10 protein-coding genes, 2 tRNA genes and 1 rRNA gene are annotated in these 13,428 nt (G+C 34.2%); 6 read left to right on the top strand and 7 right to left on the bottom strand.

Annotated elements, in window-relative coordinates:
• Positions 1–55 precede the first annotated feature (55 nt).
• Both BUB91_RS21690 and BUB91_RS20500 read left to right on the top strand, forming a co-directional pair.
• Entirely contained in the window at positions 56–319 is a 264-nt protein-coding gene (locus tag BUB91_RS21690; protein ID WP_254796114.1) for an IS110 family transposase, read from the top strand.
• Between the two features lie 463 nt (positions 320–782).
• Positions 783–3,767, top strand: coding sequence for a hypothetical protein (locus BUB91_RS20500; RefSeq protein ID WP_073101299.1), 2,985 nt, complete (start codon positions 783–785; stop codon positions 3,765–3,767).
• A gap of 46 nt (positions 3,768–3,813) precedes the next feature.
• Here the strand turns inward: BUB91_RS20500 and BUB91_RS20495 are convergent, their stop codons facing one another.
• From BUB91_RS20495 to BUB91_RS20480, 4 genes are all read right to left on the bottom strand, one after another.
• A complete protein-coding gene (locus BUB91_RS20495) occupies positions 3,814–5,058 on the bottom strand; it encodes a site-specific integrase (protein ID WP_073101297.1) in 1,245 nt (414 codons plus the stop codon).
• A 217-nt stretch (positions 5,059–5,275) separates the two neighbouring features.
• Positions 5,276–5,350, bottom strand: a tRNA-Pro gene (locus BUB91_RS20490).
• A gap of 21 nt (positions 5,351–5,371) precedes the next feature.
• Positions 5,372–5,455 (bottom strand) — tRNA-Ser (locus BUB91_RS20485).
• Positions 5,456–5,594: 139 nt separating this feature from the next.
• Complete coding sequence (locus BUB91_RS20480) at positions 5,595–7,640, bottom strand: HD family phosphohydrolase (protein WP_073101295.1); 2,046 nt, start codon at positions 7,638–7,640, stop codon at positions 5,595–5,597.
• 299 nt (positions 7,641–7,939) lie between these two features.
• Here BUB91_RS20480 and BUB91_RS20475 point away from each other — a divergent pair, with 299 nt between their 5' ends.
• Together BUB91_RS20475 and BUB91_RS20470 are read left to right on the top strand one after the other, a co-directional pair.
• Positions 7,940–9,115: an acetyl-CoA C-acyltransferase gene (locus BUB91_RS20475; RefSeq protein ID WP_073101293.1), complete on the top strand. Its 1,176-nt coding sequence runs from the start codon at positions 7,940–7,942 to the stop codon at positions 9,113–9,115.
• A gap of 76 nt (positions 9,116–9,191) precedes the next feature.
• Entirely contained in the window at positions 9,192–9,941 is a 750-nt protein-coding gene (locus BUB91_RS20470) for a C40 family peptidase (RefSeq protein ID WP_073101291.1), read from the top strand.
• A 57-nt stretch (positions 9,942–9,998) separates the two neighbouring features.
• Here the strand turns inward: BUB91_RS20470 and BUB91_RS20465 are convergent, their stop codons facing one another.
• A complete protein-coding gene (locus BUB91_RS20465; protein WP_073101289.1) occupies positions 9,999–11,162 on the bottom strand; it encodes a THUMP domain-containing class I SAM-dependent RNA methyltransferase in 1,164 nt (387 codons plus the stop codon).
• 75 nt (positions 11,163–11,237) lie between these two features.
• On the opposite strand from BUB91_RS20465, the gene BUB91_RS20460 reads away from it, so the two are divergent.
• Together BUB91_RS20460 and BUB91_RS20455 are read left to right on the top strand one after the other, a co-directional pair.
• Positions 11,238–11,906, top strand: a complete 669-nt coding sequence (locus BUB91_RS20460) for a ZIP family metal transporter (RefSeq protein WP_073101287.1) — start codon at positions 11,238–11,240, stop codon at positions 11,904–11,906.
• Positions 11,907–11,908: 2 nt separating this feature from the next.
• The gene (locus BUB91_RS20455) at positions 11,909–12,337 is read left to right on the top strand and encodes a DUF4268 domain-containing protein (protein WP_073101285.1); all 429 of its coding nucleotides are present in this window, start codon (positions 11,909–11,911) and stop codon (positions 12,335–12,337) included.
• On the opposite strand, the gene trhA is transcribed toward BUB91_RS20455, so the two are convergent.
• Entirely contained in the window at positions 12,334–12,963 is a 630-nt protein-coding gene (trhA, locus tag BUB91_RS20450; RefSeq protein WP_073101283.1) for a PAQR family membrane homeostasis protein TrhA, read from the bottom strand. The genes BUB91_RS20455 and trhA overlap by 4 nt on opposite strands.
• Positions 12,964–13,140: 177 nt before the next feature.
• Positions 13,141–13,249: ribosomal RNA gene (gene rrf / locus BUB91_RS20445) — 5S ribosomal RNA — on the bottom strand.
• Between the last annotated feature and the right edge of the window lie 179 nt (positions 13,250–13,428).

Below are 13,428 nucleotides of genomic sequence, written 5' to 3'. Positions count from 1 at the left end.
GAACTTTTTTACCAGATACGACAATCCTAAACAATTGGCTTGCTATAGTGGCGTAGTGCCTTTTGAATACACTTCTGGGACCAGTATTCATAGAAAGTCCAGAATACATCCAATGGCCAACAGGACGCTTAAAAAACATCTGCATATGAGTGCCTTGGCCGCTATCAATCATGATCCCGATATCAGAGCGTATTATTTGCGGAAAGTTGAGGAAGGAAAAAACAAAATGCTGATTATAAATAATGTTAGAAACAAACTTGTACATAGGATATGTGCCGTCGTTAAAAGAGAGCAACCCTATGTCAAAAATGTAGCCTAAACCTTTTTGCATTTTTTCTTGGTTTTAACATGGAAATCATTTTATATCCGCTACGCTACTAAAAATGATTACCCTAGAAAACTTTTATCATTTCAATGCTAACTCAAATTTGTTTTATTATTAATAGATTTAACCATTAGGAACTTTAAATTCAACTAATTTAAGAGTCATGAAATTGACAGAAAAACAGGAACATATTTACGAAGGTTTGAAAAATATTGGTGAAGAAATATCTTCCTTTTATTTAGATGCTATTGAAATAATTCATCAAAAAAAATAGTTTCTCAATCTTATTTACTTGCACACGTTGCCCGAGAAATAGATGGTGGATTAAGAGATATCCTTTCTCCTCTTAAAGTGAAAGAAGAATTGCAAAAAAGTCCTGCTCTTAAAGATCGGGGTCAAGTAGCATCTATTTTAGTTGCACTAGATTTAAAATTAGATGATCCGTTTGCTATAAAATATGCTATCCAAATTCAACAAGTATGCACACCGTAGAGGTGCTACTAAAAAACCAAGAAAATTATTAGAAGTTATTGTTTTGTGGGACGAATATGAAGATATTCTATTAAAGCTAGTTGGAAGCTTCATAAACCAATTGAGTCGGATCGAGCGGATTGCCAGATTTGAAAAGCCAACAAAGCAGATTTTTGAAGCATTGAAAAATATGTTTTCTAATAAGCAAATCGAGAGACACTTTTATATCAATTTGAAAAGTGAAAATTGGCTTGAGCCAATGTATAATAAAGGTTTTTTTTCTCCAAAATCAATCAAAGATGAAGAACTTTGGAATCAAGCGGAATATTTAATATTTGTTGCTAAAAATATTAAGAGCAAAGATTTTAAGGGTTCTAATGCTAAATTTTTAGTCAAGATTATAGAAGAGATAAATTTTCATTCTGAAAATGTTCAAAAGCTCGAAAATTATAGAATCTGGTACTTTTTACTTGACATATTGACCGAATTACCCAAACAATATATCAACAATAAGATTATAAATTCAATACCTAACTATTTAAACACCCAACATGAAAATACGCTAGAGAGTCTAGCAATATTTAAATTAATTCATTCATATAGTCTTGATGAGAAAAATACATTTTTATATAAGGACGAAATAACAAAACTAGTTGAGCTGGTATTTGAAATATCAAATGACAAAAAATTTAAAGATTCATCTGCTTATGAAAATGATGATTACTACCCCATAATTCGATCTTACCAGCTCAAACAAGAGTGTAAAAATCCAGAATTTTATGAATTAGTGGCTTTGAATTGTTCTAATGAAACAATTCATCGAATTGCCAATCATCTTAATACTTATCTTGAATCAAGTAATATTAGTAATTTTTTAATCAAAACAATTTTTAATCTTAATGTTACAAAAATACATTCTCATTCTATTGAGACAATCTATACTCTGTTTTTACAAAATGTATGCATTAAAATAGCACAATTAGAAAAAAATAGAATCCTCGAAATTATTGAGTCATTCTGGAGTAAAAGATATAAACATAAACACTTTATAAAGCTTTCTCTATTCCTATTTGCAAAGACCTGGAATAACACTAAAGAGCTCTTTTTTAGTATTATTGATAAGCAAAACAATAAATTATTTTTAGATCCTTTTTGGAGAGATGATTTTTATTTTATGCTTGATGATATTTCAATCCATCTCGATAAATCAGAATCTTTAATAATCGAAAGCTTAATTGAAAGATTCTCGGAGGATTGCGATAATTATAAATCACCAGAACATTTTAGACTATATTGGTTCTCTTCATTGAATAAAAATGAGAATTTTGAAAAAAAATATTCCGATTTATCCTTAAAATTAGGTGCTCGTAAACAAGAAATTCAACCTAAGTTAGAAAGGAATGTTACCTTCGGAAGCATATCGCCTCTTTCAAAGAATGAGATATTAACGATTCCAATTTTAGAGCTTATTTCCTTTTTAAAAAAATTTGATCCTAAACGTGGATTCAGAGAACCTTGTGTTGAAGGATTAAGTAGAGCCTTATATGAAGCCATCACTGAAAATACTTCTTTATTTACCGATAATTGGGAGGAGTTTTTAGATGTCCCTTACCGCCACATTTCTGAAATCTATTCCGGTTTGTCGGATACTTGGAAAAATGAGCAGCAAATAGATTGGGATTCCTGTATAAAATTTATCGATAAGTATACTTCACAAACTACATTTGCTACTGTTGACCTAGCTCTACCAAACAGTACCTATAGTGCTGACCATTATTGGCCATTAAGACAATTCTGTAGATTATTAAGTGCAGGCATGAGAGATGATAACAAATCTTTTGATGCAAGATTATTACCTCAAGTCGAAGAAATTGTTTTTTTCTTTGTTGAAAATTATCTGAAAAATGAGATTCAAGATTCGCAAAAAGGGAAATTAGGTTCAGCTACATCTGTCATAAACTCAGATACAGGTATCTTAATCGGAACTCTTTTTGATTATAGTTTAAGAAAAGCAAGACTTTCTGACATAGCAGGAAGAAAGAAAACGAGATGGAGTTCTAGAGAAAGGAATCTATTTGAAAACCTACTAATTAATCGAGTCCAGGAAATATATACATATTTAGGATGGCACAGAAATCAATTTTACTTTTTAGATTTTAAATGGACCCAAAAACAATTGGCTACAATCTCCAAATTAGATGACCAAACGATAAAATCCTATTTTGGAGGTCACCTATTAAGCAATCCTTATTCAAAGTATGACTATAAAACATTTAAAAAATTATATATATCTGCAATAAAAGAAAATTGGCAAGTGGTAGATTCTCATATGGTCGATAATCCATACGAATTGCATGCTGCTGTTTTTTATATTTTTGATTTTGAGGACCTAAATGAGGGTGATGTAATTACTGAAATTTTTAAAAGTAAAAATGTTGAACAAATACGAAATTTAATTCATTCTCTTTCTTTCAAATTTGATAAATATAAAGAAGAACTAGATGACTCAGGAAAAATAGAGTTTAGACAGAAAATTTATAAAATCTGGCAACATACTCTTACTACTCTAGGTAAATACAGCTCAATTAAAACCAAAGAAATACCATCTATTTTCTACCTTATTAAATACATTGATGAATTAGATGAGGAAAGCTTTCAACTAATTAAACAATCCTCTAGGCTTGCAAGACATAGACGTGATTTAGACAAATTAATTGAAAATCTCAATCGCCTCAAAACTAAAGGAAACATAATCCAAAGCTCTATTTATGCTTGTGAAATATTTATAGATTCAGTTTTTACTGATATATATTATGCTTCGGTTATGCAACAAGAAATTATTGAGTTTACTGAGTATATGTATAATATAAACGATAACACATTAACTGAATACTCAAATAAAATATGTAATGAATTTGCTAAGAAAGGAGAGTATTTTCTACGAGAACTTTACGAAAAATTCAATAATTAAAAATCATTTAATAAAGGCCGCTTAAATTAAACATATCCATCCTTATTTAATTTCGTGTTACAGCTCTCTTCTCCTGAATCATCTCATCCAATTTACCCATATCCTTACTAAGCTTATCCTCCATAACCCGAGCATATATCTGTGTAGTAGATAATTTGGTGTGACCTAAAACTTTAGAAACGGTTTCTATAGGTACGCCATTTGACAGCATAACCACCGTTGCAAAAGTGTGCCGGGCAGAGTGAAAGGTAATTTTCTTTCGTACTCCAATAGCGTGCATAATATCTTTCAGATACTTATTCATCTTTTGATTGGAAATCACCGGAAACACCGCATTTGATTTCTCTAAAATATCCTGTTCTCTATACTTCTTAAGGATCATATTTGCGGAGTGCAACAAAGGTATTTTGACAGACTGCTGCGTTTTTTCGCGCTTAGTATAAATCCAATCTTTACCGTCCATCCCCTTGACCAATTGATCTGTGGTGAGTTCCTTTAAATCGATATAAGATAGACCGGAGTAACAAGAAAACAAAAACAGGTCTTTTACGCGTTCGAGCGATGCACTTTTGAAATAGGTCTCTTCTAGTTTTCGTAATTCGCGTTCCGTTAAAAATTGCCGGTCGTTCTTCTCAAATTTAAAAGAATAACTGTGGAATGGATTTTTAACCAACCATTCCAGTTTAATAGCTAAGTTCAGGAGCTTTTTAAAGCGTTCTAAGTGCTTCATCGTTCCATTTGGCCCACAGGGCTTCTGCCCTTTTTTGGGTTTAACCTTACGCAGGAAATCTTCAAATTCTGTAATGAATTGGTAATTGATATGCTTTAGGTATACATTATCCGTTTTCTTTACCTCCTTCAAGAATCGAGATAGATATTCGGCTGTAGTGTAATAATTCTTAAGCGTGCCCCATTTGAGCACTCCCTGCATTTTGCTATTGTGATATTCCACGATATCCAATAAGGTCATATGATCTTCATCAAAACCTAAATAATAAGCTTTGATTCGATCTGCTGTGATAAGCGAGTCTTTATCCAATAGCTTTTTATGGGCATCCAACAATTTGGAATATACCTGATCTAAATAGCTATTTAAATTTCTTGCTTTTGCTGTGGTTCCCCGGACTCTTCCTTTGGAAGGGTCCCAATTATTCACTGAAGTTTTTCTTTTTAAGCTCATTTCTGAGCATTTTCCATCTACGGTTATCCGGGCGTAAATAGACAGTTCTGGTTTGTTCCGGTTTAATTTTCTAGTGAAGAATAATACGGAAAAGGTAGTAAAATCAGGCATTTCGAGCGTCTTTTAATGAAACAATAGTTTTTCAAAGACGAGAGTCAAACCAATCAAAATGTCCTACTAAGATAGTAAATCGTGAATAAAAAAGTATTCACCGAATCATTCACTAAACTGCTTGATATCAAACCATATCATTTGATAGGGTATAAAATGAAAAAGCCTGCAAATCAATATATTAACAGGCTTTTAATGTCCACTTATATGTGGTTCGTCGGGGTGGCAGGATTCGAACCTGCGACCTCCTGCTCCCAAAGCAGGCGCGATGACCGGGCTACGCTACACCCCGAAGGTGTCTTATATTTAGTAGCGGAGAGACAGGGATTCGAACCCTGGCGACAGTTACCCGTCGACAGATTAGCAATCTGCTCCATTACCACTCTGGCATCTCTCCTAAAGAACGCTGCGTATCTCTCGAAACGCGGGTGCAAATATATATCTAAGTTTTGAATCAGCCAAAGGTTTTTTAAACATTTCTATAACTTTTTTTCAATATTTTTTCAACTATCTGAAAACAAGAAAATCACAAATTCTTATTCTGGATATTCTATTCGTAAATGATAGATATTATTCAGTTTTGACTTCAATACTTTTTTGATAACCTGTATTTCTTTAAAGGTAATAGTCGCATTCAAAAACTGATTTTCGTCCATTTGCCTATTGATTATCTTTTCTACAAAAGAATCAATTAAAACAGAAGTAGGATTCTTTAAACTCTTACTGGCAGCTTCAACACTATCAGACATCATTAGAATTGCAGTCTCCTTACTAAAAGGTAGTGGCCCGGGATATCTAAAATCTTCAATATTCACATCTTCATCCTGTTCCTGGGCTTTCTTATAGAAATAATAAACAGTGCTGGTTCCGTGATGTGTTCTGATAAAGTCTATAACGCGATCCGGAAGATTGTTTTTCCGTGCAATTTCAATACCATTAATAACGTGATCAATAATTATACGTGCACTTTCTCGTGGAGAAAGATCTTCGTGCGTATTGATTCCTGTAGATTGGTTTTCGGTAAAATCTGTAGGATTAACCATCTTACCAATATCATGATATAATGCTCCTACCCTTACAAGCATTGAATTGGCTCCTATTTCATTGGCTGCAGCTTCAGCAAGGTTTGCCACATTTAAACTATGATGAAACGTTCCTGGGGCTTTATTTGCTAAATCCTTTAAAAGTTTTGAGTTGGTATCTGTGAGTTCCAATAAAGAAAGATCACTCACCAAACCAAAGATCTTTTCGTAAGCATAAATCAAAGGCTGAACAAATAAGGTTGCAAGACCGGTAATGATAAACGTACTGAAGGTTTCCCACTCTAGATTTTCTACTGTACCCTCATGAATTATATGAAATGCAAAGTAACCTACGATATATATAAATGTAATTTGACCAACCGAAATAAACAAATTAGCACGCTTATAAAGCTCAGAAACAGTCAATATGGTTACAATACCTGCAATCACTTGCAGAAACATATATTCTGATGTATTTGGCACGATAAAGCCTAAAAGAAGAATAGTTATCACGTGTGTAAAAAGCCCCAATCTGGAATCAAAGAATGCCTTAATCACTAACGGAAGAATGCACAGTGGCACCACATAAACGTAATTCGCATCGTATTTTACGATTAGTGTTGTAAACAATACCATCAAAATGATATTGAAAAAGATAAAAGTAACCTTGGTATTGTTTTCAAAAACCAACTCTCGATAGGTTTTTATAAAAAGCAAAAGCATTGTTAATGCAACCGCAACCAAAAGCACATAGCCAAAAACCACCCAATTGTATTTACTGGCTGTCCAAGTTTGGGATTCATATTCCGCTTGAAGGGATTTTAAAATTTGATACGTACTTTGCTCTACAATCTCTCCTTTGGCAACAATACGACTTCCTTTATTCACCACTCCTTTAGTAGGAGCTATTTTGCTCATTTCGGCATTAAGCTCTTTATTGGTGAGCTTTTCGTCATAGTTAACGTTAGGCTGTACAACATCAAAAAACAATTCTTTAAACCGGTTTACCGCTTGCACATATGGACCGTTGACTAACTTTCTATTAATAAGTGTCGTGATTTCGTCAGTAGTGTTTAGGTTTTCGATGGAAGTTTCCTCTATCTCATTACCTCTGCGTAAATATATTTTTCGGCCTTCCTGAAATGCAGTCAAATCACTAATGACGCCATATTTATAGATTTCATCTAAGATTTTTAAACCGAAAGCTTTCAATTCCCGCTGCCTATTTCTAAAAATTGAATCGGTAAATACCGAAGCAAACTGATTTTCATAAGCAGCCTTTGCTTCATTAGCTATATCCTGATCGTATATAAAATAGGGAATAATATTGTTTTCAACTGCTGCTTGCTCCTGCTCGAGCTGATACTGACTTTTCAAAATCGCAAAATCTACCGGAGCGTATAAGTTATCATACTGCCAAGGTTTATTCTGCTGAAAATCAAACTGAAATTTCCCGCTCTTCGGAAAAAGATAAACGATAAGAATGGTGCTTACAATGCAAAGCAAAACTTTATATATCGAACCTTGATTTTTATAGAATCGGTTTAAAATAGTACTCATAAAAAAGCTGTAAAACAGTATTAATACAATTCAAAAAAAAAGATTTCAAGCTTTATATATCTTGAGCAACAGAATATTGATTTGTATTCTGATAAAAGTAAATAAACTTATGGTAAGACCACAAGACAGTATGAATGATAAAACTTTTGACTTCGAGGTATCCCCCCCGGAATATTTTAATCTCGATTATCGAGTAAAAGTACTAAAATTAAACGGGACGTTTACGCTGTTAAGCATAGGCTAAAATATAACGTTTTCGTGAGTATTTGTTTAAGTTTGTAACACAAAAAAAATACATTATGCAAAAAGAAATTGTCATTGTCTCGGCTATTAGAACACCAATAGGCAGCTTTTTAGGAAGTCTATCTTCACTTACTGCAGTTACTCTGGGAACAGCCGCTATTAAAGGTGCTTTAAATAAAATCAATCTTGATCCTACACTTGTCAATGAAGTTTTTATGGGTAATGTAGTACAAGCCGGTGTTGGTCAAGCTCCCGCAAGACAAGCGGCTTTAGGCGCGGGCATTCCCAATTCGGTTCCTTGTACAACGGTAAATAAGGTTTGTGCTTCTGGTATGAAAGCGGTGATGTTTGCTGCACAATCTATTGCTCTAGGTGATAACGAAATTGTAATCGCTGGTGGGATGGAAAGTATGAGTCAGATTCCACATTATGTGCATATGCGCAACGGACAAAAATTTGGTCCAGCAACACTCATAGACGGTATGCAAAAAGATGGCCTCGTTGATGCTTATGATGGCAATGCAATGGGTGTTTGCGCTGATCTTTGCGCAAAAGAATATGAATTTTCACGAGAAGATCAAGATGCTTTTGCTGTCGAAAGCTACAAGCGTTCTGCGGCTGCCTGGGAAGCTGGTAAATTTGATAATGAAGTTATTCCTGTTGAAGTGCCACAACGACGTGGAGAGCCTCTTATAATCAAAGAAGACGAAGAGTTCAAGAATGTACGCATGGATAAAATTTCGAGTTTACGTCCTGCATTTTCAAAAGATGGAACTGTAACTGCTGCTAATGCTTCTACCATTAATGATGGCGCGGGTGCAGTTATTTTAATGACTAGAGAAAAAGCTGAAGAATTAAGTCTGGAAATTCTGTGTACTATAAAAAGTTATGCTGATGCAGCTACAGAGCCAGAATGGTTTACCACAGCTCCATCTAAAGCTTTACCTAAAGCTTTGGCTAAGGCGGGTATTTCTCAAGATGAAATTGACTTCTTTGAATTTAATGAAGCATTCTCAATTGTTGGATTAGCTAATATGAAAATTTTAGGCCTTTCTTCTGAAAATGTAAATATAAATGGAGGTGCAGTTTCGCTAGGTCATCCGCTAGGTTGCAGCGGTGTGCGCATTTTGATCACCCTGATCAATGTTCTGAAACAACAAAATGCAAAATTAGGTGCTGCAGCAATTTGTAACGGTGGTGGTGGTGCATCTGCAATGGTAATTTCAAGATAAGTTCAAGAGCATTTACATCTCGCTTTGTGAGTAAATATCATTTGAATTACTTTTACCAAAATTTCAAAACCGCCTGATGAATTACGGCATTTGCCCATTAAGTATTGTACCAATGCGTTTAGAACCTGCTGATGCAGCAGAAATGGTTAACCAAGTACTTTATGGTGAACATTTTAAAGTGCTTGAAATTCGCAAAAAATGGAGTCGTATTCGTCTTGCTCATGATAAATATGAGGGCTGGGTAGATAACAAGCAGTATAAAGAAATTACTGAAGAAAACTATTCGACTGCTGAAGAACGTATCCCACTTCTTGCAAGTGACTTGCTTCAAATGGCAACTTCTTCTGATTCTCATGTACTGAGCTTACCGCTTGGCGCTCAGTTAGCAAATCTTGATTTTACCGGAGATCATTACGAAGGGAATTCTATTTCTGATAAAAAGGAAAAATCTGCTTTTATAAACACGGCGCTTTTATATTTAAAAAGTCCGTATTTATGGGGAGGCAGAACTCCTTTTGGTCTAGATTGCAGCGGTTTTACACAAATGGTTTATCGGCTTAATGGTCACGCGCTTTTTCGAGATGCATCGCAGCAGTGTGCTCAGGGTGAAGCCTTGAGTTTTATTGAAGAGAGTGAGCCGGGGGATCTGGCGTTTTTTGATAATGACGAGGGACGTATCGTTCACGTTGGTATTATGCTTCAGGATAATTACATCATTCATTGTCACGGTGAAGTGCGCATAGACCGCATTGATCACACAGGCATTTATAATGTAGACCGCCGAACCCACACACATAAATTACGAGTAATAAAACGTATCCTATAAAAAAAGGTGATGCCCTACAGCATCACCTTTTTTTATTTATAAGATCTTTTAAGAAGATTAATCCTCTTTTTGAAACTTGGCCTTTTTAGAACCCGCATAAATATCATACTTCACTAAACGAGATTCTAAAGATCCGTTATACAATTTTATTTTTCTCGAAGTACGCAGACCTACGTGTTTAAGAGACTCCAAATTTGAGGTGATAAACCAAGCTTCGGTATCTTTATAGTTTTGCTTTAGCGTATCTCCTATATTCTTATAAAAAGGCTCCATATCTATCTCTAACCGCTCTCCATAAGGTGGATTAAAAACCATATGTAAATGTCGTTCGCGTTCTTTTTCAGTCGTGAAAAAATCAGCTTGCTTAATTGTTATGAATTCATCTAACTCAGCATTTTTCACATTTTCATTAGCTTTTTCAACTGCAGATGGTGCTTTATCATAACCACTTATTGTGAAGTGAAATTCCCGTATCTTTTTAAGTGCTGCTGCTTCAATGGTATCAAACAAATCAGGATCCCAATCATGCCAGTTCTCAAAACCAAATTGTCTGCGGTTTAAATTAGGTGGAATATTACACGCAATCATTGCTGCTTCAATAAGCATAGTCCCACTACCACACATAGGATCAAGAAAATCACTGTGCCCTTTCCAACCTGCAAGCATCAAACAACCTGCTGCAAGAACTTCATTAATAGGTGCAATATTTGTTGCTAAACGATAGCCACGTTGATGTAAAGAGACTCCACTACTATCAAGTGAAATCGTACATCTATTTTCACGGATATGAATATCTATGCTCAGACTTGGAAACTTTAGATCTACACTAGGACGTTCACCCGTATTTTCTCTAAACTGATCTACAACGGCATCTTTTGCCTTCTGAGCTACAAATAATGAATGTGTAAATTGTTCCCCACTAATAGTCGCATTAACAGCAAACGTATCGTTCACACGCATATATTTGCTCCAATCTATGCTTTTTACAGCAGCATATAATGCATGCTCATCCTTGACAACAAAAAACTTTAAAGGCTTAAGAATTTTAATTGCAGTCCGACAGCACAAATTAGCTTTGTACATAAAGCCCGTATCACCGGTAAAACTAACGCTACGTGTTCCTAATTCTATATCTCCTGCTCCTAACTCTCTTAATTCTCGAGCTAATAATTCTTCAAACCCGAATAAGGTTTTCGCAAGCATTTTAAAGTTCTCTTCCATTGCAAAAATTTAGATTGCAAAAATAGGTTAATTTTGTCGGCTTGCTGCGACTAACAAATCCTAGCTGTATTTAATATGATTTTTATTTTACCTATTGCCGCTGTTTTATTAGGCTTTTTAATTGCATTAATTTTTAAACCTACCTTTAATAATACAGTAAAATTACTGCTGTCTTTTAGTGGAGCTTTCTTACTGTCGATTACAATTTTTGAATTTTTACCAGAGCTTTATGCATCAGGTTCTAAAGAAATAGGTTTATATATAATGGGAGGTTTACTCCTCCAGATTTTATTAGAATTTTTATCGAGAGGAGCAGAACATGGGCATTTACATCTAGACTCAAAAACCAAAAACATTCCGTGGCTATTATTTATTAGTCTAGCGGTGCATTCCATTTTTGAAGGATTTCCCTTATCACAGAATGAAGACTTAGTTTACGGTATTATAATTCATAAAATACCTATCGCTATAATAATTAGTTCATTTCTAATTGTATCTAATATCAGTAAAATTCAAATACTTATTTTTCTAATTCTTTTTGCATTGATGACACCCATAGGAAGTTATCTTGGTGCCCTAGATTTCTGGACCGAAAGTTTAAAAAATAATATCAATGCAATTGTTGTAGGGGTATTACTACATGTTTCAACAACCATTTTATTTGAGTCTTCAAAGAATCATCAGTTCAACGCAACAAAATTTGGTACAATCCTCTTAGGTATTGGTCTTGCTTATATATTATAATTATGTTTAGCAGAGAAGAATCAAAACAAATACGAGAGCAATTCTGGATTTTCTTCGGAAAAAGACATCCACGTAAATGGTTACTTTACGATACTAAAGTCAAAGAAATAAACCTAAAATTCAGTTTTGATACTGCAAAAGCACTGGTTTCTTTCGATATCGAAACACACAATGAAATTTTTAAAAGCTATTATTTTGAAAAATTTGAAAGTCTAAAGAATCTTTTAAAAGCAGAAATATCTGAAGAAATAATTCTCGATGAAGATTATCTAAGAAGTAGTGGTAAAATAATTTCCCGTATTTATCTTCAAAAATCAAATGTGAATATTCATAATAAAAAACACTGGCCAGAAGTGTTTGAATTCTTCAACACAGAAATGCCTAAGTTTGAACTATTCTGGTATGAATATCAAGATTTTATAACCGCTTAGATAACATCAAGAAAAATAAAGAAGAAATGGCAAATACTTCCTCCTAGAACAAAAAAGTGCCATATAAGATGATTAAAGGGAATTCTCTTAATTACATAAAATAGTATTCCTACAGTATAAAAAGCTCCACCTAGCATTAAAAGGTTGATTCCCATCTCACTTGAATTAGCTACTAAATTATCCCAGTCAAAAACAATCAGCCAGCCCATAGCCAGATATAATAAGATTGATAAAATCTCAAAGCGCCCTGTAAAGAATATCTTTAAAATGGTTCCGAAAGCTGCGATTCCCCATACAATCCAAAAAATCAGCCAGCCATTATCTTGCTCTAAACTAATAAGAGCTACAGGAGTATAAGTGCCCGCAATTAAAAAATAAATACTAATATGATCTATCTTTCTGAAAATTTGTTTCCAAGAAACATGACTTAAAGCATGATAAATAGTTGAAGCGGCGTATAGCAAGACAATTGAAAAGCCATAGAATACAATACTCAATACACTGTACTCGCTCTTTTCTGTATTATTAGTAAGTAAGAGATAAACCCCCACTATCCCTAACAAAACTCCTAGAGTATGGGATACCGCATTCCAAAATTCTTCTTCTCTCCAGTTTGTATTCACCATATAAGATTATCTGTAGAACAAAATTAATCTTTTAATTAATAGCATTCCGTTTGGGACTTCAATCTAGTCTTGTTCTATCAGGATTCATTCAAAGACTCAAAGTTTAAATTCTCAAGATTTCATCTTGACATTACTGCAAAAAAAAGTCCGCATCAATTGAATGATGCGGACTTTAAAACAAGGCGGCGACCTACTCTCCCACGAGATGCAGTACCATCGGCGCTAACGGGCTTAACTACTCTGTTCGGAATGGTAAGAGGTGAGCCCCGTCGCTATAACCACCTTAAGCTGTTGTATGAGCGCTATACATACTTAAATAAGTTAACATATTGGGTAATAATAAAGATTCTTGAGATACAAGATTCACTATACATCATATAAATTATTATAAGAGTGTCTCTCCCGCATCCTAAGATGCGGGAAAGATGTACATAAGCTTACGGGTTATTAGTACTACTCGGCTAT

Origin of the sequence: Leeuwenhoekiella marinoflava DSM 3653 (genome assembly GCF_900129005.1) — a bacterium.
In the GTDB taxonomy this organism is placed as follows: domain Bacteria; phylum Bacteroidota; class Bacteroidia; order Flavobacteriales; family Flavobacteriaceae; genus Leeuwenhoekiella; species Leeuwenhoekiella marinoflava.
Note: the sequence above shows the minus strand (reverse complement) of the source record. Positions and strands in the feature narration are given on the sequence as shown.

What these genes read in the sequence shown, in the direction of transcription:
- BUB91_RS20460 (WP_073101287.1), top strand. Translation starts at nt 11,238, where the DNA reads ATGATTTTTATTTTACCTATTGCCGCTGTTTTATTAGGCTTTTTAATT.
- BUB91_RS20455 (WP_073101285.1), top strand. Translation starts at nt 11,909, where the DNA reads ATGTTTAGCAGAGAAGAATCAAAACAAATACGAGAGCAATTCTGGATT.
- BUB91_RS20495 (WP_073101297.1), bottom strand. Translation starts at nt 5,058, where the DNA reads ATGCCTGATTTTACTACCTTTTCCGTATTATTCTTCACTAGAAAATTA.
- BUB91_RS20465 (WP_073101289.1), bottom strand. Translation starts at nt 11,162, where the DNA reads ATGGAAGAGAACTTTAAAATGCTTGCGAAAACCTTATTCGGGTTTGAA.
- BUB91_RS20470 (WP_073101291.1), top strand. Translation starts at nt 9,192, where the DNA reads ATGAATTACGGCATTTGCCCATTAAGTATTGTACCAATGCGTTTAGAA.
- BUB91_RS20475 (WP_073101293.1), top strand. Translation starts at nt 7,940, where the DNA reads ATGCAAAAAGAAATTGTCATTGTCTCGGCTATTAGAACACCAATAGGC.
- trhA (WP_073101283.1), bottom strand. Translation starts at nt 12,963, where the DNA reads ATGGTGAATACAAACTGGAGAGAAGAAGAATTTTGGAATGCGGTATCC.
- BUB91_RS20500 (WP_073101299.1), top strand. Translation starts at nt 783, where the DNA reads ATGCTATCCAAATTCAACAAGTATGCACACCGTAGAGGTGCTACTAAA.
- BUB91_RS20480 (WP_073101295.1), bottom strand. Translation starts at nt 7,640, where the DNA reads ATGAGTACTATTTTAAACCGATTCTATAAAAATCAAGGTTCGATATAT.